Genomic DNA, 19,353 nt, shown 5'->3' on the forward strand with positions numbered 1-19,353 from the left:
ATCAGTGTCAAACGGGACACAACACCTATCACCGGCGGGACCCCACAACGAACTGAAGAGTTCGGTCACTCTAGAGAGGATGGGTGGATCAGACAGGACCCCGAGATCGACAACCCCCGGTAGCCCGGTCGAGCGTCTCGCGGCCGTGACCGGCCGCAACCTGCTCGTCGTCGGCCCGCCGATGTCCGGCAAGCGGTCGTTCGGCCTGAGCGTGCTCGGCGACGGGATCGCGAACGGTCGTGACGCGCTCGTCGTCGCCGCCTCCAGACACCTCGCCGCAATCCCGTTCGATCACACCGGGGGCGGCCGGTTCGGCGTCGTCGATTGCACGCCGAGCGACGCCGACGAGGATGGCCCGGTCGTCAACGTCGCCTCCCCCGGGGACCTGACCGGTATCAGCATGCCGGTCTCCCGGTTCCTCGACGGGAGCGAGCGCCCCGTCGTGCTGTTCGATTCGATCTCCTCGATCCTCCAGTACGCCGACGAGGAGTCCGCGTTCCGCTTTCTCTCGGTGCTGACCGCCCAGGTCGCGGGCGCGGACGGCGTCGGCCTCTACACGTTCGACGGCGGGGCCCACACCGAGGAGACACACCGGACGTTCGCCCAGCTGTTCGAGGGGCGGGTCGAACTCCGTGGCGGTACCGATCCCGCCAGCGGCGGGCGTGACGAGGGCGCGACGGAGGTCCGCGTCAGCGGCGTGGCCGGCACCGCGGGCGAATGGACGGGGATCTAATTCCAGCCGTCGGCGAACCGCTCGATCATGACGGGGTCGTGACCGAGCAGGACGTCGGCCCCGGTTCGTCGCTCGATGTCCCGGACCCGTTCGAGGCTCTCGTGCCACGCCCGGTTGTCCCAGAGCAGCGACGCGGCCATCGACTGGCCGGCCTCGTAGTTGGCCTCCATGTACGCCTCGTCGCCCACCACCAGGAGCGTCCTGTCGCCGGCCTCGATCTCCGCGCCGAGCAGTCCCGGGGTGTGTCCGGGCAGGTGGAGCAGATCGAACCCCTCGTAGAGCTGTCGGTCGCCCTCGACGACCGTCCAGTTCAGGTCCCGGTCGAAGTCCGGGGCCCAGTAGGCGACCGACCCCACGTCCGTCTTCGCCGAGAGGTAGGCGAACTCGAGTTCGCGGCGGTGGACGTACACCGGGACGTCCGTCCCCTAGAACTGGTAGAGCCCGCCGGCGTGGTCGAGGTGGAGGTGGCTCATCACCACGGCGTCGATATCCGAGAGCGCATAACCCGCCTCCGAGAGCGCCGTCTCGAGGTCGCGCTCGGCGGCGTCGACGTGGGCGAACGCCTCGTACAGCGGCGCGGGCCAGTAGCCCTCGCCGGCCTCGGGGTGCGAGCCGGTGTCCCAGAGCACGGTCGCCTCGGGGTGGTCGACCACGAGGTTCCAGACCGCGAACTCCCCGTAGTCGAGGTCGGGGTTCGGCTCGCTCGCGGTGGCGACGACGTGCCCGTCGAGCACGAAGTTAAGATCGGCCTCGATGCGTCCCCGGTCGAGGAGGGCGATGGACGTTCCTTCCATGACGTCCGGGAAGCGCGGACCCGGGATAACGCTTCGGCGAGGGTACGGGGTTGCCGGTAAACAGGGATCTCCCGGGGTCTCTCGACCCTTCTCGGTCTCACTCGCCGTCGTGTCACACGCGGCCGACCACGACGCGGCTGGAACGACGGACAAGACGGAAGTTCCTCGCCCACCGGAACCCGTCATGGACCAGCCCACACCCGCGGAGGGGTGGCCCGACGGCCCGCTCACAGAGGAAGAGGTCCGAGACCTGCTCGGGGGAACCGATCACACGGACGACCCGGTCCGCGCAGTGTGGGTGTTCGACGGGGGTGGTGAGGGGGCACGGGAGGCGATACTCGGCGATGACGGCCCCGAGGACGTTGCCGAGGGGACCTCGGCAAGCAATGGGCGTCCAGTGGACGCTGATGACGCCGTGATCGACCTCGTCCTGGAGACCACCGATGAGTACCGGATGTTCTCGTACACGTACGGCCGAACGGGGCTCGGCTGGCAGGACTACGGATCCGAACCGGCGGAGAGCGAGACGATGGCGGACACCCTCGAGTCGTACCGACTGCTCGTCGGCGAGACGGAGCTCAAGGGGTAGCCCCGCGGCCGGTCGTTCCGCGAACGCCGGCGGAACCGTCGACACGTGGTACAAGAACCTTTCGACGGGCTGTGAGGAACTGCGGACAGTCCCGGGGGATGACAGGGGTCGGTCACGTCGTACCGGACGGAACGATGGTCCCCGAACAGAGGCCCTCCACGAAACCGCGAACTCGCCGTGGACTCCTCCGGGCCGCGGGCGGCACGCTCGCGGCCGGAGTCGCCGTAGGAGCGACCGGCTGTCTCTCCTCGCTCCCGCCACTCGGTCGCGGGCAGTCGTACGGACGCCTCGAGGTCCCGCCGCCGGACGAACCCGCGTACCGCCGCTGGCTCCCGGCCCCGTCGACGTTCGAGGTACACGAGTCGAACTACGCGTTCGCCTACCGCGAGCCCGCACCGGTCGACGGCGGCGAACCCGAGGAGTTCCTCGGCCGGCGGGCGATGTCCAAGAGCGAGCTCGACTACTTCGGACTCGGCGAGTCGAACTACGACCGTCTGCTGGAGACCCCCTTCGGGATCGTGGTCGAGGCGGAGTTCGAGGCGTCGACGGCGACCGAGACGCTCGCCGGGAGTGGCTACGAACCCGACGGCAGTTACCGTGGGTACGACCTGTTCTCGCGGTCGGACGTCCCGCGGCGGGCGGCCGTCCGCGACGGGGTCGTCGTCTGGTCAAGCGAGCGGGTCCACGACCGCCCGGACGTCGAGGCGCTCGTCGACGCCGGAGCGGGCGATCGACGGCGGTACCACGAGGAGAACGAGGCGTTCGCGCGAGCGAGCGAGGCTGCCGGGGCGAACCGGATGCTGATCGTCGGTCCCGACTTCGGCGACCCGACGGACACGGCCGAGATGGGTGCCGACGCGTTCCGGTTCGACGGCGATGTCGCCTACCAGGTCGTCACACTCCGCTTCCCCGATGGACGGGTCCCGACGGCCGACCGGCTCGAACGCGCCTTCCGCGACGAGTACGGCCTGACCGAGGAGGCCGAGGTGTTCGACGTCCGGATCGACGGCCGCCTCGCGACGCTCGAGACGCGGGTCCCGCTGGGCGAGCCGCGCGACCTCACGCCGATCGAGGATCCGCCGCAGGTGACCTGGGGCGCCGAGTTCGACGCCGACGCGCGGGCGCTGACGCTGCGCCACGAGACGGGCGAAGCCGTCGACACCGAGTGGCTCTGGTTCGACGCCGAGACCGAGGCCCGCCCGGGGATGATCGAGACGGAACCGCTCTGGACGGACGAACGAGGGATCGGGCCCGGCGACGGCGACACCGTGGACCTGTCCGACCGGCCGGACGTGACTGGCGCGTCCGTGGTGCTGGCGGGGGATGAATGCTGTGCGTTCCGCACCCTCTTCGACTACGGACTCGGGGGTGAACGGTGACCGTGATAGCGACCGTTAACGCCTCCGTCCGCGGCCGTGCGACCATCGCCGCCGGCTGTCCGCCCGCGAGCGGACTCGATACCGAAGCGAGTCCGTGGTCACCACTCCGAGCGAGCGTTCGGTCGTCACGGACGGCGAGGGCGGCGAGCAGCCGCGACCGTGGATACGATTTATACACATATGGGATGACAGAACGGAGTGTGAGCGAGGAGCCCGACCTGGCGACGGTCGTCGACCTCATCGACGACGAGCACGTCAGGTCGATCCTCGCCGCGACGAGCGCAGAGCCACTGTCGGCGACGGAGTTGAGCGAGCGGTGTGACGTCTCGCCGTCGAGCATCTACCGCCGCGTCGAGCGGCTGGCGGAGGCGGACCTCCTCGACGACCGGACGCGGCCGCGGGCCGACGGCCACCACGAGACCGTCTACGTGGCGGCGCTCGACCGGTTCGAGGTCAGGGTTAGCGACGGCGACCTGGAGTGGATGGTCGAGCGCCGACACCGGGACGTCGCCGATGAACTGACGCGGATGTGGGGGGAGCTCTGAGATGACCACCGTTGGGTCGGTCCTGGGGTTGCTAGCCGGTGGGGCCGCGACGGGGTCGGCCGTTATCGGGCTCTATATCGGCTACCACGCCTACCGCGGGCTCCGCCGGCACGACGAACCGTCGATGCGGTACCTCTCGATCGGGATGATCCTGCTGTTCGGTGTGACCTACGTCCTCGCACTGGCGGGCCAGGGCCTCATCGCGTTCCGGGTGGTCCCCATCGACCTCCAGAACACGGTCCGCCTCGTTGTCCGGGCCGTCCAGCTCGCGGGGCTGGTCTGTATCGCCTACTCGCTGCGGGTCGCGACGGGCCGCTGAGACGATGCCGGGCGTCGAGCGGCTCGCACCGGACGTGCCGACGGACGTCGACGCGGACCCGAGGGTGTTCAGTCCAGAACGTCGGCTACCACCTCGACCGCCTCGAGACGACCGGCCTCGTCGAGGTCGTCGGGGGCCGGTACTCCGAGAAGAGCACCGAGATGGGCGTCTACGCGCCGACCGGGTCGCCGCTCGTGATCCGCGTCGAGCCCGGAGCGGAGCGCCCTCCCTGGCTCCTGTGGGAGAGCGCAAGGGGCCCGGGCGTCCGCCCCGCGATGGCGTCCCCGGACCAGGGCGGCCTGATCACGGTCACGTCCCCGAACTCGACGGTGTAGGTGTGACGGAGGGTGGCGTTCCGCCCGCCCAGCCGTATCGGGAACTCGACGACGAACCGGCGGACGCCGAACGAGGCGTTCCCCCAGACGTGGGCCTCGACGAGCGACAGGTCGGGAACGGGGTAGTCGGTCGTGCCGTTCCGCCACAGCGAGATGCCGCTCGCGTTCGCCCCGTGCCGGTCGATGTACGTCTCCTCGACGGCCAGCGACCCGTTCTCGAACCGGACGGTCGTCCGGGCCCGCTCGACGAAGGTCGCGTTCGAGAGCGTCCCGAGGTGGGCGGCCTCGAGTCGCTCGGCGTCGGTCACCCCGTCGGTCGAGACGCCGGGGGCAGGGATGCGTCGGTCGGCGGGTCGGTCGGCACCGGTGCGGGCGTGACCGTCCGCCCGGTCTGCGTGTCGGCCGTCCCGGACGAGTGGTGTTACAGCCGGCGAGGGCGATCGCCGACGCCAGGGCCAGGAGCACGAGCGCGGGACGAACCACCCGGTAACCCCCGGTCACGTCACCCCTCCCCTCGGTATCCGGGCGTGGGCGTCCCGTTCTCGATGGCCTCGTCGTACCACGACGGTCGCGGGACGGTCGTCGTCCCGACGTCGGCGTACTCGAAGACGTGTTCGACGGTCGCCGACCGACCGCGGTACTGCGCCGGGTACGTCACGGCCACCCGGTAGACGGCACCGTCCGCCCCCACGACGGCCCGGAGGGAGGCGTTGCCCGTCGGGATCGTCCCGGCGAGCCCGAAGACCGGGAGGGCGAGGACGTCATCGGCGGCGAAGACGTAGCGGGCCGTCCCGTCGACGACGCGCCGGCCGACCCGGCGGAGCGACGCCCGTTCGAGGGTCCTCGCGTAGGGCCTCGCGTCCGGGTCGACGAAGTCGTCGTAGAGGACGTTCGATAGCCGGGCGCGACGGGTCGAGCCGTCCCCGTCGGTCACCGACTGGACGGTCGTCCGGCGGTCGGACCAGACTTCGGCCGCGACGACCTGAAACGAGCGGGCGTCGCTCCGAGGACCCTCCTCGAGCGCGTAGGAGAGGGCGAACGCCTCCGGACCGCGCCGGACGACCAGCGCCTGCCGCCCGAGGACCTCCTCCCCGTCCCGGACGGTCGTGACGGTCCGCTCGGTGAACGGGACGTCCTCGAACGCCCGAGCGTGGGCCGCCGCGAGCAGCGAGGCGTTCTCGACGCCGCGCGGCGAGAGCCCGGGCACCGTCGCCCGCGAGGCGGGCGTCGCGTCCGTCGGGACCGGGACGGGCGTCACCGAGCGGGTCGGGGTTCCGTCGAAGCCGGTCGCCCCGCTACATCCGGCGAGGACGGCCAGAAGAGAGAGAAGAAGCGCGAGACCGGGATCGGATCGAGGGTCGTTCATCCCCACTCAACCCCCTGCTCGCGTTCTCGGGACGGACGTTCCGTTCTCGACGACTTCGTCGGACCACGGCGGCCGAGGAACCGTGGTCGTCCCGATCGCCGTGATCTCGAAGACGTGCTCGACGGTCGCGGTCCGGCCACCGTGGCGAGCGGGGAGGGTAGCGACCACCAGCCGGACGACACCGTCAGCACCGACGACAGCCCGGAGGGTGGCGCTGCCGGTGGGGGTCGTCTCGAGGAGGCCGAACGTCCCGAGCGAGTCGACGCCGTCCGCTTCGAAGGCGTACAGCACGGTCCCGTTCTCGACCCGTCGGTCGACGCGCCGGAGCGACGCCCGTTCCAGGGTCCGGGCGTACGGCTCCGCGCCGGGGATAGCGAAACGGGAGTAGAACGTGTTGGGAGCCGGCTCGCTCCGGACCGACCCGTCCCGGGCGGTGATCGACTGGACGACGGTCTCCCCGTCGGACCAGACTTCGACCGCAACGGCCTGCCGTGGTTCGAAGCCGACACGCAGGTCACCCTCGAGTCCGAACCGCAGACGGAACGCCTCGGCGTCGCGTCTCACCACGAGCGTCCGCCGACCGATCACCGTCCCGTTCGTATCACGGACGGTCGTGACGGTCCGCTCGGTGAACGACATCTCAGAGAGCACCCGGCGGTGGGCCGCCTCCAGCGACGAGGCGTTCTCGACGCCGTCGGGCGAGATACCGGGGGTCACCCCCTCGACCGCGGGGGTGGCGTCGCCGGGGACCGGTGCGGGGGTCACCGACCGCGTCGCCGTCGCGTCGGTGTTAACCCCCGCGCTACAGCCCGCGAGGACGACCGCCGCGGCGAGGGTCGGGAGGACCCAACCCCGGTGTGATCCGGGACCCATAGCTGTACGAGAGGGGAGACGGTGGTATGCCTTGCGCCTCCGTGGGGGGGGAACGCGGACACCCCGGCGTGTTCGGTCCGCCCCGGAGGGGCCGGTCGGCGACGACCGTCGTGGGCGGTGACGGGTCCCCGGACGCCCCTCAATCGTCGAACGGCCAGTCGCCGGTGACCTCCATCCCCTCGACGTAGCGCTGCTCCTCGAGCAGTTCGACGATCTCCGAGTCCGGCTTCCGCGGGAGGTCCAGGTCGTCGCTCGCGAGTTCGACCGCCAGTTCAGTGAGGAGTATCGCCGACTCGCGAAGGTCGCGCGACTCCAGTTTGTCGAACGTGTCGGCCTCCGTGTGCCCCCAGCCCCGTCCCTCGTCGCCGGTTTCGGCGTAGACGTGGTACCCCGGAATCCCCCGGACGACGTACGGCCAGTGATCGGAGTGCGGCCCGACCTCGGGCACCGGGTCGAACGGGTGGTCGAAGCGATCCGCGACCGTCTCGATCGCCTCACCCAGTTCGTCCCAGCCGTGGGTGTAGGCCGCGAGGTCCCGTCCCCGGCCGACGCCGTCGAAGTTCAGCACCGCCTTCACCGCGTCGGGGTCGACCGACTCGGCGTGGTGGGTCGACCCCACCAGCCCCACTTCCTCGGCACCGTAACAGACGAACTCGACGCGGGTGTCGAGTTCGGCCTCCCGTTCGGCGAGCGCCCGGGCCAGTTCGAGCACCATCGCCGTCCCCGCGCCGTTGTCCATCGCGCCCTCGGCGATGTCGTGGGCGTCGATGTGGGAGGTGACGAGCACGCGTTCGTCGGTCCCGGGTCCGAGTTCGGCGTGGACGTTGTGGCTCGTCGCGTCGGGCGTCTCGCATTCGACCTCGACGGAGAGCTCCTCGCCCTCGAACCGGCGGGCGAGCCGCGAGCCGACCTCCTTCGAGACGCCGACAGCGGGGATCTCCCCGATGGGCGCGTCCTCGGTACCGACGCTCCCGGTCGGCGGGAGACAGCCCTCAACGTGGTTGCGGAAGACGAACGCGGCCGCGCCCGCCTCGACGGCGTGGTAGTACTTCTCCCGGCGGTGGAGGAACCGGTGGTACCACGACGGGATGTTCGAGGCCGCCATCACGACCTTCCCCTCCAGATCCGCGTCGAAGTCCTCGGGGAGCCCGTAGCCGAGGTCGACGAACTCGCCCGACACCTCGCCGGCGAGCGATCGCGGGAGGGCGATGCAGTCGTGGGGCTCCCCGCCAGCCTCGATACCGCTGTCCCCCCTGACCCACCCCTGGAGGTCGAACGGTTCGAGACGGGCGTTCTCGGCATGGGCGTCGAGGGCGTCGCGCGTCGCCTCGGCACCCGCTCGCTCGCCCTCGGTGCCGGCCATCCGGTCGCCGATGTCGACGAGCGTCTCCAGCAGGTCCCAGCCGACGTCGCTCGTGAACGTGCCCGCGATCCAGTCCTCGTCCGTCTCGGGTGATGACATGGGGGGGATGGCGGAGGCCGGGGGCATACCCCTTTCGCCCGACGACGGGGCGGCCGGATCGCGGCCGGGAGCGCGCAGGCTTTTTAACCACCGCCGGGGAGGGTCGACCATGCACGACGTGCTCGCCGAGTGGCGGCCGGCCGTCGACGAGACCATCGCGAGGATCCTCCCGCGGACGCTCGACGAGGCGTACCTCGCGGAGTTCTTCGGCGAGCCGACCTACCGCTACGACGCCGAGGCCATCCAGCGGGCGCTCGCCGAACCCATCTGGGACCTGCTCGATCGCGGTGGCAAGCGGTGGCGGGCGGTGCTGTTCCTCATGATGGTCGAGGCGTTCGGGGAGGATCCCGAGGCCTACCTCGAGTACGCCTGCATCCCCGAGATACTCCACAACGGGACGATCATCGTCGACGACGTCGAGGACGGGGCGACCCTGCGCCGGGGCGAGCCGGCGCTCCACCGCGTCTACGGGACGGACGTGGCGCTGAACGCCGGCAACGCGATGTACTTCATCCCCCTGAAGCTCATCGAGCGGAACCCGGGAGATCTCGACGCCGAGACGCGGCTGCGGGTCTACGAGATGCTGATGGGCGAACTCAACCGCACGCACCTGGGCCAGGGGATGGACATCGTCTGGCACAACCGGCAGGCCGTCGAGACGACGGAGGCCGAGTACCTGGAGATGTGCGCCTGCAAGACGGGCGGGCTGGGGCGGATCGTCGCCCGCCTGGCGGCCATCGTCACCGGGAACGAGGAGCACGAGGAGCACGTCGCCCGGTACGCCGAGTCGATGAGCATCGCGTTCCAGATCGCCGACGACGTCCTCGACGTCGAGCACGCCATGGAGCGCGGCGGCGCGTTCGGCAAGGGGGCCGGCAACGACGTCCGCGAGGGGAAGAAGACTCTGCTCGTCATCCGGGCGGTCCGGGACGCTCCCCCCGAGACGGCCGAGCGGCTGGAGGAGATCCTGGGAACCGAGGAGAACACCGACGAGGAGGTCGTCGAGGCGGTGGAGATCCTCCACTCGGTCGGGGCCGTCGAGGGCGCGAGGGAGACGGCCCACGACCTCGCGGCCGAGGCGCGCGAGCACCTCGGTCGCGCCGATCTCGACTCCGAGACTGCCGCGCGGCTCGCGGATTTCACGCGGTTCGTCGTCGACCGGGAGGTCTGATACGGACGGTCGTGGTCTTTTACCGGCGATCACTGACCCGGCCGGGCGATCACCGGTAAATCGTTACAACAATCCGTATCAGGAGGTGTCGAAGACGCCGGCGCTCGCGTCGACGACCGCGACCGCGAGGGATCCCCGGGTCGATACCGACAGCCTGTCGTGGGGTTCGACGGTCCCGGCGTCGCGCCCGTCGGCGACGAGGCGAACGGGCGTCTCGTCGCGCTCGACGCGGAGTCCGACCCCGTCGGTGGGGAGCACCCAGTGGTCGGCGTCGGTGACGAACGGTGAGATGGGGACGACGGCCACCACGCCGGTCCCCGGGGCGACGACCGGCCCCTCGGCCGCGCGGGCGTAGCCGGTCGACCCGGCGGCCGTGGCGACGACGACCCCGTCGGCGCGGAAGGTCGCCACCCGGTTTGCCCCGCTCAGCACGGTGAACTCGGAGATGCGCGCGGGCTCGTCGGTGACGAGCGCGAGGTCGAACAGCGCGGGCGTTCGTTCCGCGTCCGTCCCGTTCGCGACCGAGAGGAGCGGCCGGGTCACGGTCTCGAACTCGCCAGCCAGGACCGAGGCGACGGCCGGCACGATCCCGGATACCGACACCGACTGCACGGCGTCGGCGATCGACACAGGCAGGACGGGAACGTCGACGCCAGCGGCGACGAGGTCGACGAGCGCCGGCTCCCCGACGGCGACGACGACCCGCGGTCCGGCGTCGACGACCGCGGCGGCCTCGCCGGTGACCGGGTCCCCCCCCGCGGCCGCGACGGCGTCGGCGACCGACCCGTCACCGCCGACGACCCCGACGGGCACGCCGCCCGGCGCTTCGCTCATGTCACGTCCGGTCGCCGCCGGCCGGCAAAAGCCTGCGGGATTCGGCGCTCCGGGTCGTCGAGACGCCGACGGTCGTTCCGCTCCACGACTCGCGCGAAGAGGGAACAGCTCACGGAACGCGTTCGGAGACGTCCGCGCCGGACCCCACTGGCGGGCACCCGGCGGGTCCGCGTATCCGACGGGACAAGAAGGCCCGTCTCACTGAAAACAAGGCTTACACGGCCGAACGACCCGGGACCACGTGATGATCGGCGAGGAGCGATCCACGACCTCGGCATCGGCATCGGTCGGCGACTGTCCCAGCTGTGGGGGCGCGCTCGCGTGGGAGGGCCGCTCGTGGGCGTGCGAGGACTGCCGGTTCGTCCCCAACCACGGGGCCGACTGAGTCGGAGCCGTCGCAGGCGTGGGCGACCCGCGAGCGACGAGCGGGTCGGGACGGCCGCGGGACGGACCGTCCGGTTCGGAGCGTACGGCGAGCGAGAGCGAGGCCGACCGGAGGGGGCCTCGGAGAACGGTGAGTGAAGCGAACCGTGAGTAGGCGAGAGCGAGGCGTTTCATCCGCCCCGAGCGAGCGGAGTCCTCGTGAGCAGTAGCGAACGAGGACGTTGGCGGACGAACGGAGTGAGTCCGCCTGAGCGAGTGAGGGGCGCAGTTTTTCCCCACGTTTTTGCGAGCCGAGCGGGACGGCAGAGCCGTCCACTGGCCGTGCGAACGGGCGGCGAAGCCGCCCGTGAGCAGAGAGAGGTGCGCGAGCGAACGTGAGCGCACCCGACGAAGCAAAAAGTGGTGTCAGACCACCGCGTTCCACACCGGGGCGATGACGAAGAAGAGGCTCTGGTAGCCGATGTACAGCAGCGCGAGAAAGGAGGCGGCGATGGCCCCCTTCGGGGCCTCGATCTCGATGCCGCGGCGGGCCTCGACCTTCCGGGACTCGAACTCGAAGAGGTCGGTGAGGAACAGCCCGAGGACCAGCACCGAGAACACCATCCCACCGTGCTGGTGGACCGTGAGGTAGTAGAACGAGCCGACGACGAGCAGGAAGTTCGTGGCGACGCGGGCGGCGTTGCGCTCGATGGCGTCGGCACCGCCCTCCTCGGCCTGGTCGACGTGCTGGGAGTACTCCCAGCCGCGGACGGCCATGTTGACGACGAGCAGGGCCAGGAGGAGGTACTCGATGATCGGCGCGAACAGGGTGTCGATGGGCCCGAACAACGAGACGAAGGGCTCCGTGGCCAGCACGAACGGCTCCATACCGGCCGGTGCGTCACGAACGCATTAGAAGGTTACTGATTGACGGCACGCGGTGTCCGGGGATCGCGGGCGAACCGGCGGACGGTACCGGGGCCGATCGCCGCTCATAGGGATCATCGTCGTAGTTCGTAGATTTCCCGTCGAGAATCGTGCCCCGCGACCCACCTCGAACGGTCGAATCCTCCGGCTGGCTACGATGATCCCTATCAGCTCCCGGGGAGCGCCGACTGCTCGACCCGGTAGATCGTCACCGTCCGTTCCCCCCGGTAGGAGAAGGTCTCGGCGACGCTCACTCCGGGGACGTCCTCGAACGAGACCTCGCCGTACATCGACCGCTCGGCCGGGCCGACGTAGACGTACTGGACGTCGTACCGGGCGAGCAGTCGGGCCCTGGCTGCCGTCGAGCCGGTGTAGATGGTCTCGACGTGCTCGACCCGTTCGGCGTAGGCCTCCCCGCCGCGGTAGCCCCGCTCGTGGTACCACCCCGCGACGGTCGGTACGCCCGTGAGGCTCGACGGGGCAGACGCGCCCCGGCCCTCGTCGGGCTGCCAGTAGTAGCCCGCCGGCGCGGCGGTGACGATAGTCGGGGTGCCCGAAAGCGAGCCGATCCAGTCGATGGCCGCCGCCTCCCGCGGGTGGGAGAGGTCGACGAAACGGGTCGCGTCGAGCGTCGGGCCGTCGACGTTCGCCGTCCGCGATCCCGCCTCGAAGTGCGCCGGGAACGCGAGCGCGGCGTACAGCCCCGAGGAGAGCACGAGGAAAGCGACCAGGACGGACCCGGCGAGCCGCCACGTCTCGGGCCGGGGGGTCGAAAGCGCGGACCGGTCGGGGAAGGGGAGCCGCGCGAGCATCACCGCGGCCGCGACGCTCCAGAGCACCCACACCTGGGCGTAGGTCTTGAAGACGGTGTTGAGCCGTCCCGGGCCGGCCTCCTCGACCACGTAGAGGAACTCCACGATGAGGAGGACGCCGAGGCCGCCGATCATCAGCACGGTCTCGTAACCGGCGTCCCGGCGGAGGCGGACGAGCAGCCATCCGGCGAGCAGGAGCGGCCCGAACAGCGCGACGGCGGCGAGGTCCCACGCCCAGGCGAAGACGGCGAGGAGGCCGACGGCGGCGACCGCCAGCGAGGGCCGTTCGAGCCCGGCGAGACCCCGACGGGCGATGTATGGCACGAACGCGAGGAGGAACCCGCCGTGGACGATCAGTAGCCCCCGGAACGAACTCCGGTTGACGCCCGGGAGGACGCCGATCGAGCGACCGCTGGCGGTCCCGAGCCAGAAGGGGAGCGACCAGGCGAGCGCGAGGACGGCGAGGCCGACCGCCAGCGCGAGCGCGCCCCCGGTTCGACGGAGTTCGAGCCCGAGCCACCGACGGGGGTCAAGCTCGACTCCGGTCGTCGAGGATCCCGTCCCGGCGGGCGCGGACGTCGACTCCGGACCGCCGTCCGTCCGTGCGGCGGCGGGCAGCCGGTCGGCGAGCGACGGCGGGAGCAGGTCGAGCGGGTCGGCAGGGGCGAACGCGAGCGCGAGCCACGTCACGCCGAGTGCGGTCGGGAACGACCAGGTGTTCACCACCGCGAGGAGGCCGACGACGGGCGGGACTGTCCCGAACACCAGCAGCCTCCGGCGGCCGATCTCGGTCGCTGGCGTCCGCCAGTAGGCGTAGCCGAGCGCCACGACCAGAAGCATGAACGGGGTGCTCGTCATGTGGGCGTGGAGGTCGCCGTTGAGCCAAGCGAACAGCGGGAACTCCGTGATGAGCCCGAACGCGTCCGGCGACCCCGGTTCCGAGGACATCACCCGCGAGGCCGACCAGTAGGAGAACGCGTCCGGGGTCCACCCGAGCAGATCGGTTCCCCCGCCGAACGCACCGGCGAGTGGCCGCGCCACCGCGTCCGGGAGCGCCCAGACGAGCACCTGCACGAAGGTCCAGAGGTTGCTGGCGAGGCCGACCAGGAACGCGGCGAGGCCAGCCGCGAGCCGGCGGGGCGCACCGCGATCGGCAGCGATCGCCCCCGCCACGCCGTAGGCGGCGACCACGAGCGTCGCGTAGAAGCCGGCGAGCGCGAGGTTGTACGCGATCCGGGCCGGGGTGAACGTGAGGCGGGCGAGCAGCGCCGAGATCACGTGGCCCCCGTAGTAGTACTTCACCGGCTCGCCGGCGAACCACATGTCCTCGGGGGGGAGCCGCGGGGCCCGGAGGAGCGACTGGAGAAGCCCGAAGTCGAGGAACTTCTCGCCGCCGATGGGGTGGACCGCCGGGTCGACGGCACGGACGGCGACGAGCAGCGCAAACGCGAGGAGGAAGACGACGCCCGTCTCGGCGGCCATCCGGAAGTCGGGCGACGCCTCGGCCCGCCCGGCGAGCAGATACGACCCCGCAGCGAGGACGGCGAGTCCGGCGAGCAGCGCCGGCCACCCGAACACGAGGTGTCCGACCAGGTAGCCGACGACGCCGAGGACCGCCAGGGCGACGGGGAGGGCGAGCGCGGCACCGCGGTCCGGAAAGCGAGGGAACAGCGCGGCGGCGATGGGGAGCGTCGCCACGGCGAGCGCGGCGTAGACGCCGACCCAGACGAGGACGTAGCCGTACTCCATCACCACGTGAGCGGGTCCCCCCGAACTAAACCTCTTGTCATCCTCGACGTTTTCGAGTCGCTCCTGATGGGAGTCGGACCTCCCGGTCGACCGGTGGTGCCCCGGCCGGCAGCCACGGTCGAATCCTCTGGAGGGGAACGAAGCCGAACGGTTTTTACCGCCGCCAGCGGACCCGTGAACCGATGAGACCGTCGCTGGGGGTCGTGGTCCCCGCCTTTCGACCGGACCCCGATCACCTGGTCGAGTACGTCCGCGAGCTCGTGGCGCGGCTCGACATCGACACCGTCCGCGTCGAACTCGACGCCCCGCGATCGGGGGTGGAGTCACGGCTCCGGGCGGCCGACCTGCCCCCGTCGGTGACGCTCTCGGTCGCCCGCACCCGCCGGGGGAAGGGGGCGGCGATCACCGCGGGCTTCGAGGCGCTCGACACCGACCTCCTGCTGTTCGTCGACGCCGACGGGAGCACGCCCGTCGACTCGGTCGAACGGATCCTCGGACCCCTCTACGGGGGGCGGGCGGACGTCGCCGTCGGCTCCCGCCGACACCCCGACTCGCGGATCCTGAGCCACCAGACGTTCGCCCGCCGATACCTCGGCGACGGCTTCGCGTGGCTGGCGAGCCGACTGCTCGAGGCCGAACTCCACGACTACCAGTGTGGGGCGAAGGGACTGACCGCCGAGTGGTGGGAGCGGGTCCGGGCGCACCTCTACGAGCCCGGGTTCGCCTGGGACATCGAGCTCGTGGCGATGGCCGCCGCGCTCGGTGCGCACGTCGTCGAGGTCCCCATCGAGTGGGAGGACAAGCCCGGCTCGACCGTCTCGCCGATCGGGGATACGCTCTCGCTCGCCCGGGCGCTGTTCGTCGTTCGACACCGGGCGAAGCGGCTCGGGAGCTCGCGGCTCCACGACGCCATCGCCGAGCGCCGCGATGAGACGGCGATCGTCGACCGGAAATGACCGGCACCGGCTCCGAGTGGCTCCGCTCGCTCCTCTCCGCCGACAGGTTCGGCCGGTTCGCGAGCGTCGGCGTCGTCGGCGCGGCCTTCGACGTGACGACCTCGACGGTGCTCCGGGAGCTCGGCGTCTTCCCCGAGCTCGCCGTGTTCATCGGCATCGAAGTGGCCATCGTCGTCATGTTCCTGCTGAACGACAACTGGACGTTCGCTCAGCAGGGAGCCGCGGGCGTCCGGGCCGCGCTGGGCCGGCTCCTCCGCTCGAACCTCGTCCGCGCGGGCGGTATCCTCGTCCAGCTCGCGACGTTCCGCTTCCTCTTTCGCGTGATCGCCGTGGACCTGGACGTGGCCGGTATCGACGGCTGGTTCATCGTCTCGAAGATCGCCGGCATCGGCACCGGGATGATCGTCAACTACGTCGCCGAGAGCCTCGTCACCTGGCAGGTACAGCACGACCCGGAGTGACCGGAGGCGTGCGGGTGTGAACCGAACCCACGGAGGACGGCCGAAAACGGCGACCGAAACACAAGCGTTAAACAGCGAGTTCCTCTACGGGTTGGTAGCGGGATGGGATAGCCAGGAGATTCCGCCGGGCTCATAACCCGGAGATCGGACGTTCAAATCGTCCTCCCGCTATTCTTCCGAAATTCTACCTGTTGAGTCTTCTCACCGCGTATTTCACTTTCACCGAGGCGGCCAGAGATTAATAAATGATAACGCCCGATACATCCCTGTATGGCCGACGGATACCGGTACCGGACGGCGGTGACACGCCTTCGAGTTACCGAGTCGGACCGTCGGCTCCTCGAACAAACCATCGACCACTGGCAGTCGGCTTGTAACATCGCCGTCGAGATCGCATGGCCGGAGATGACTGACGCGGGGGCAGTCCAGTCTGCCGGGTACGGCGAGATCAGGGAGCGGACCGATCTCGGAAGCCAGCATTCGATACTCGCGACGCGACAGGCGGCAAGTACTGTTCGGTCCTGTGTGGAACACCGCAAACAAGGGCGGTCCACAAGCAAGCCGACCTTCACAGCCCCGACCATCACGTACGACCCGCGGTGTATGACGATGTTCGACGACGGAACGGTCTCGCTCGCGACCGTAGAAAACCGGGTCAGAGTCGAACTCGCGCTCCCGGACGAACCAGGTGGTTACCAGGACGAATTCCTCGATGACGATTCCTGGACACTCGGAGAGAGCACACTGACGGTCGAGGACGGCGAATTCCGGCTCCACATGGGGTTCAAGAAGCGAGTTACCGACCGGGAGACCGCCGAGGACGGAACGGTTCTCGGGGTCGACCTCGGCGTAGAGAACCTGGCAGTCACCAGTACCGCCCGGTTCTTCTCGGGGCGGGAACTACAGCACGTCTGTCGAGAGCACGCGCGCCGTCGCCGAGCGCTCGAAAAGACGGGGACCAGGAGCGCAAATCTCACAGTACGGCGTATCGCGGGACAGGAGCGCAGATACATCCGGAACGAACTCCACGAGATATCGCGTGCGATCGTGGACGAAGCTCGGAGTCACAACTGTTCGGTTATCGCGCTTGAGGAACTCGAAGGGATATACGACACGATCGCGGCTAGGGGAGTTCGCCCACCGCTGGGCCTATCGTCAGCTCTGTGAATTCATCGAGTACAAGGCCGAAGCATACGAGATCAGCGTCGACTACGTCGATTCTCGATACACATCCCAGCTGTGTGCGGAGTGCGGACATCAAGCGCGTCAGAACAGGCCGGAACGCTCTCGATTCGAGTGCGTGAACTGCGGTTCGACGTCGAACGCGGACTACAACGCTGCGAAGAACATCGCGTTACGGTACGTCCGCGACGGCCCTCAGTCGTCGTCGCGGACGGGCACCCGTCGGTGTGCCCTGAAATCGGGGACTGTGAGTCCGAACGGAGCGTTCACCCCCTACCCGGACGGGTCAGAGGAGGAGTTCGCCGATAGGTCGGTCGCCTAATGGCGACCGACGACCGATATCTACTTCCCGCTATGGGCTTAGCGAACCCGAGACGTTGATCGAAAAGGAGAGCCACTCCCAAGGATAGGCACACGATAGAGCGGCCATCCTCACGTCGGTAATGTACCGGGAGGACCCGCCCGTCTAATGAATCAATCTACGAATGTCGCCCGGAGATGTACACAAATCGAGGGTTCAGGACTCCACTAAAACCGTAGGTACCCAAAGGTTCCAACGGCCCGCGGAAGACCGAATGCGCAGGGGGAGTACCGTCAAACGAGGCACGATCCACGGCGCTCACAGCGGACTCTTCGATAAGCCGATAGTAGTGATTTCGAGGACGACGGTTCTGTCGCTAGGCCTACCCGTCGCCGTTCTCGTCGACGACGACGACCTCGTCGCCGTCCATGCGGATGTTGATGAGCGTCTTCGCCTCGTAGGGCGTCTCCTCGAGGGCGTTCTCCCCGCCCTCCTTCTTGATGACGGCGACGACGTCCACGACCTCCGCGCCGATCTCGTCGAGCGCGCCGGTGATGGCCGAGAGCGTCCCGCCCGTCGAGAGCACGTCGTCGAGGACGAGCACCCGGTCGCCCAGGTTCACGTCGTTGACGTACATCTCCGACTCCGAGTAGCCGGTCACCTGCGACAGGGAGACCTCTCCCGCCAGCCCGTACTCGCGCTTTCTGACCACCACGAGCGGGATGTCGGTCATCAGCGAGACGGCCGTCGAGATGTGGATACCCATCGCCTGCGGCGTGACGATCTTGTCCACGTCCTCCAGGTCGGCCTTCCGGATGATCTTGATGACGACCTCGCGGAGGAGGCCCGGTTCGAGCATCGGGACGCCGTCACTGATCGGGTGGACGAAGTAGTGGTACCCCTCCTTCTCGACGACGGGCGTGTCGAGCAGGGACTCCCGCAGTTGGTCCATGTCGCCGGTGTGCGGGGGGTCGGGTAAAGCCTGGCGGTGTGAAGCAGACGGAGACGAACGCTCGCAGACCGATCACACGCCGTGGTCGCGGAACCGCTCGACATCGACGTCGACTGGGAGCGTGTCGAAGTCGTCGTCACCGCCGGCCAGCAGGGTGGCACCCCGCTCGTGAGCCAGCGCCACCGCGGAGGCGTCCGCCAACGAGATGTCCCCGTAAGCCTTCACTTCACCGGCGAGCCGCCAGTCCGCCCGTTCGAGAGAGACGCCGAGACGGGTCAGCGTGCGGACGTCGCGATCGGCCGTCCGGAGCGACGCGGTCGTGGGTCGTTCGTCGGTGGTTCCCTCGAAGCGGGCGACGAGGTAGTCGCCCACGTCGACCGCTTCGAGTAGTTCTCCGACGTACTCGTGTCCCGGCTCGTCGTAGAGAAACGCGATTATCGCCCTGGTGTCGAAAACGTAGGCGGCGGTCATCCCTCGGAGGGACGAAGCCTGTCGGCCCGCTCCTCCTCGTTCCGTAGCTCACGCACCTTCGCCAGCACCTCGCCCGGTTCGTGGTCGCCGGCGTGGATGCCGTGCAGCTCGTCGAGAGACGGGACCGGTTCGAGGACGATCCGGCCGTCCTCCTCGTAGACGAACATCTCGCCCGGCGTCTCGATGCCGAACTTCTCCCGGAGCGGCTTCGGAATCGTCGCCTGTCCCTTCCGGGAGACGCGTACTACTACGGGCTCGTTCGTACTACTCATCGTTCGAATCCATCATGATAATTCGAGTAAGACTAAAGGTACCGCCATCCCGACCGGTCTCAGCAGGTAACGGCCTCGACGCCGAGCTCTCGACGGCCGCCTCGTCACCGCGTATCGGGTCGACGAGGAAGGTCGTATCGAGGAGCACGTTACCCCCCCTCTCGTCGGCGATGGATTCGAGCTCCTCGTTGCGGCGCTCGCGTCGCTCCTCGACCGCAGCCTCCGGTGCGTCGGCCCGCTCGTCGGTGAGAACCCCGGTGAGTTCGAGCAGCGACCGCTTGTCTGCCAGACGGAAAACGACGTCCGAGAACGTCTCGTCGTCCCGCTCGTGGGGCGCGAGGCGCTCGTACGCCTCCTCCGAGAGCCGGACGTTCTTCGACACGTGCACGCAGGTGTATGCAGCCGATCGTTTAGTGTTTGTCTCGGGTTAGCGCTTGGCGGAATATGACGACGGTGCCTGGGGGAGTATCTACTCGGCGGGAGGAAGAAATCAGAAAGGGTTAGTCA

Annotated in this window: 20 protein-coding genes, 1 tRNA gene and 2 pseudogenes; 11 read left to right on the forward strand and 12 right to left on the reverse strand. The window is 69.3% G+C overall.

Annotated elements, in window-relative coordinates; all coding sequences use genetic code 11:
* Positions 1-145 precede the first annotated feature (145 nt).
* Positions 146-733 carry an RAD55 family ATPase gene (locus WDJ58_RS17980; RefSeq protein WP_338914682.1) on the forward strand — a complete coding sequence of 196 codons (588 nt, stop codon included), beginning with the start codon at positions 146-148 and terminating at the stop codon, positions 731-733.
* Here WDJ58_RS17980 and WDJ58_RS17985 read toward each other — a convergent pair.
* Positions 730-1,527 (reverse strand): annotated as a pseudogene (locus WDJ58_RS17985) (N-acyl homoserine lactonase family protein). The gene WDJ58_RS17980 and the pseudogene WDJ58_RS17985 overlap by 4 nt on opposite strands.
* Positions 1,528-1,711: 184 nt before the next feature.
* On the opposite strand from WDJ58_RS17985, the gene WDJ58_RS17990 reads away from it, so the two are divergent.
* The 4 genes from WDJ58_RS17990 to WDJ58_RS18005 all read left to right on the forward strand — a co-directional run bounded on the left by WDJ58_RS17990 (position 1,712) and on the right by WDJ58_RS18005 (position 4,359).
* Positions 1,712-2,116 (forward strand): hypothetical protein, encoded by a 405-nt coding sequence (locus WDJ58_RS17990; protein ID WP_338914683.1) that lies wholly within the window; start codon positions 1,712-1,714, stop codon positions 2,114-2,116.
* A gap of 134 nt (positions 2,117-2,250) precedes the next feature.
* Entirely contained in the window at positions 2,251-3,495 is a 1,245-nt protein-coding gene (locus tag WDJ58_RS17995; RefSeq protein WP_338914684.1) for a hypothetical protein, read from the forward strand.
* Positions 3,496-3,680: 185 nt separating this feature from the next.
* Complete coding sequence (locus WDJ58_RS18000) at positions 3,681-4,040, forward strand: helix-turn-helix domain-containing protein (protein ID WP_380661175.1); 360 nt, start codon at positions 3,681-3,683, stop codon at positions 4,038-4,040.
* A 1-nt stretch (position 4,041) separates the two neighbouring features.
* Positions 4,042-4,359 carry a DUF7521 family protein gene (locus WDJ58_RS18005; protein WP_338914686.1) on the forward strand — a complete coding sequence of 106 codons (318 nt, stop codon included), beginning with the start codon at positions 4,042-4,044 and terminating at the stop codon, positions 4,357-4,359.
* Positions 4,360-4,528: 169 nt separating this feature from the next.
* On the opposite strand, the gene WDJ58_RS18010 is transcribed toward WDJ58_RS18005, so the two are convergent.
* The 4 genes from WDJ58_RS18010 to WDJ58_RS18025 all read right to left on the reverse strand — a co-directional run bounded on the left by WDJ58_RS18010 (position 4,529) and on the right by WDJ58_RS18025 (position 8,395).
* Positions 4,529-5,002 (reverse strand): hypothetical protein, encoded by a 474-nt coding sequence (locus WDJ58_RS18010; protein ID WP_338914687.1) that lies wholly within the window; start codon positions 5,000-5,002, stop codon positions 4,529-4,531.
* 194 nt (positions 5,003-5,196) lie between these two features.
* A complete protein-coding gene (locus tag WDJ58_RS18015) occupies positions 5,197-6,060 on the reverse strand; it encodes a hypothetical protein (RefSeq protein WP_338914688.1) in 864 nt (287 codons plus the stop codon).
* A 6-nt stretch (positions 6,061-6,066) separates the two neighbouring features.
* Positions 6,067-6,933: a DUF7537 family lipoprotein gene (locus WDJ58_RS18020; RefSeq protein WP_338914689.1), complete on the reverse strand. Its 867-nt coding sequence runs from the start codon at positions 6,931-6,933 to the stop codon at positions 6,067-6,069.
* Positions 6,934-7,072: 139 nt separating this feature from the next.
* Positions 7,073-8,395, reverse strand: a complete 1,323-nt coding sequence (locus WDJ58_RS18025) for a M28 family metallopeptidase (protein WP_338914690.1) — start codon at positions 8,393-8,395, stop codon at positions 7,073-7,075.
* Positions 8,396-8,504: 109 nt separating this feature from the next.
* Between WDJ58_RS18025 and WDJ58_RS18030 the strand changes: the two genes are divergently transcribed.
* Entirely contained in the window at positions 8,505-9,566 is a 1,062-nt protein-coding gene (locus WDJ58_RS18030) for a polyprenyl synthetase family protein (protein WP_338914691.1), read from the forward strand.
* 78 nt (positions 9,567-9,644) lie between these two features.
* On the opposite strand, the gene WDJ58_RS18035 is transcribed toward WDJ58_RS18030, so the two are convergent.
* Entirely contained in the window at positions 9,645-10,400 is a 756-nt protein-coding gene (locus tag WDJ58_RS18035) for an ATP-NAD kinase (protein ID WP_338914692.1), read from the reverse strand.
* A gap of 244 nt (positions 10,401-10,644) precedes the next feature.
* On the opposite strand from WDJ58_RS18035, the gene WDJ58_RS18040 reads away from it, so the two are divergent.
* Positions 10,645-10,785, forward strand: coding sequence for a hypothetical protein (locus WDJ58_RS18040; protein ID WP_338914693.1), 141 nt, complete (start codon positions 10,645-10,647; stop codon positions 10,783-10,785).
* A gap of 404 nt (positions 10,786-11,189) precedes the next feature.
* Here the strand turns inward: WDJ58_RS18040 and WDJ58_RS18045 are convergent, their stop codons facing one another.
* Both WDJ58_RS18045 and WDJ58_RS18050 read right to left on the reverse strand, forming a co-directional pair.
* Positions 11,190-11,651: a DUF7313 family protein gene (locus tag WDJ58_RS18045; RefSeq protein ID WP_338914694.1), complete on the reverse strand. Its 462-nt coding sequence runs from the start codon at positions 11,649-11,651 to the stop codon at positions 11,190-11,192.
* A 206-nt stretch (positions 11,652-11,857) separates the two neighbouring features.
* Positions 11,858-14,251, reverse strand: coding sequence for a DUF2298 domain-containing protein (locus WDJ58_RS18050; protein WP_338914695.1), 2,394 nt, complete (start codon positions 14,249-14,251; stop codon positions 11,858-11,860).
* Positions 14,252-14,433: 182 nt separating this feature from the next.
* On the opposite strand from WDJ58_RS18050, the gene WDJ58_RS18055 reads away from it, so the two are divergent.
* The 4 genes and pseudogenes from WDJ58_RS18055 (at position 14,434) to WDJ58_RS18070 (ending at position 17,172) form a co-directional block, all read left to right on the forward strand.
* The gene (locus WDJ58_RS18055) at positions 14,434-15,207 is read left to right on the forward strand and encodes a glycosyltransferase (protein ID WP_338914696.1); all 774 of its coding nucleotides are present in this window, start codon (positions 14,434-14,436) and stop codon (positions 15,205-15,207) included.
* Positions 15,204-15,668, forward strand: coding sequence for a GtrA family protein (locus WDJ58_RS18060; protein WP_380661180.1), 465 nt, complete (start codon positions 15,204-15,206; stop codon positions 15,666-15,668). Before WDJ58_RS18055 ends, WDJ58_RS18060 begins: the two co-directional genes overlap by 4 nt.
* Positions 15,669-15,764: 96 nt before the next feature.
* Positions 15,765-15,839: transfer RNA gene (locus WDJ58_RS18065), tRNA-Met, on the forward strand.
* Positions 15,840-15,938: 99 nt separating this feature from the next.
* Positions 15,939-17,172, forward strand: a pseudogene (locus WDJ58_RS18070) (RNA-guided endonuclease InsQ/TnpB family protein).
* Between the two features lie 361 nt (positions 17,173-17,533).
* Here WDJ58_RS18070 and hpt read toward each other — a convergent pair.
* The 4 genes from hpt to WDJ58_RS18095 form a co-directional block, all read right to left on the reverse strand.
* A complete protein-coding gene (gene hpt, locus WDJ58_RS18080; protein WP_338914699.1) occupies positions 17,534-18,103 on the reverse strand; it encodes a hypoxanthine/guanine phosphoribosyltransferase in 570 nt (189 codons plus the stop codon).
* A gap of 72 nt (positions 18,104-18,175) precedes the next feature.
* The gene (locus WDJ58_RS18085; protein ID WP_338914700.1) at positions 18,176-18,574 is read right to left on the reverse strand and encodes a PIN domain-containing protein; all 399 of its coding nucleotides are present in this window, start codon (positions 18,572-18,574) and stop codon (positions 18,176-18,178) included.
* A complete protein-coding gene (locus WDJ58_RS18090) occupies positions 18,571-18,846 on the reverse strand; it encodes an AbrB/MazE/SpoVT family DNA-binding domain-containing protein (protein ID WP_338914701.1) in 276 nt (91 codons plus the stop codon). Before WDJ58_RS18090 ends, WDJ58_RS18085 begins: the two co-directional genes overlap by 4 nt.
* The gene (locus tag WDJ58_RS18095) at positions 18,839-19,228 is read right to left on the reverse strand and encodes an antitoxin VapB family protein (protein ID WP_338914702.1); all 390 of its coding nucleotides are present in this window, start codon (positions 19,226-19,228) and stop codon (positions 18,839-18,841) included. The genes WDJ58_RS18090 and WDJ58_RS18095 overlap by 8 nt, the downstream gene beginning before the upstream one ends.
* Positions 19,229-19,353 lie beyond the last annotated feature (125 nt).

It is taken from the genome of Salinirubellus litoreus, assembly GCF_037335815.1.
Taxonomy (GTDB): domain Archaea; phylum Halobacteriota; class Halobacteria; order Halobacteriales; family Haloarculaceae; genus Salinirubellus; species Salinirubellus litoreus.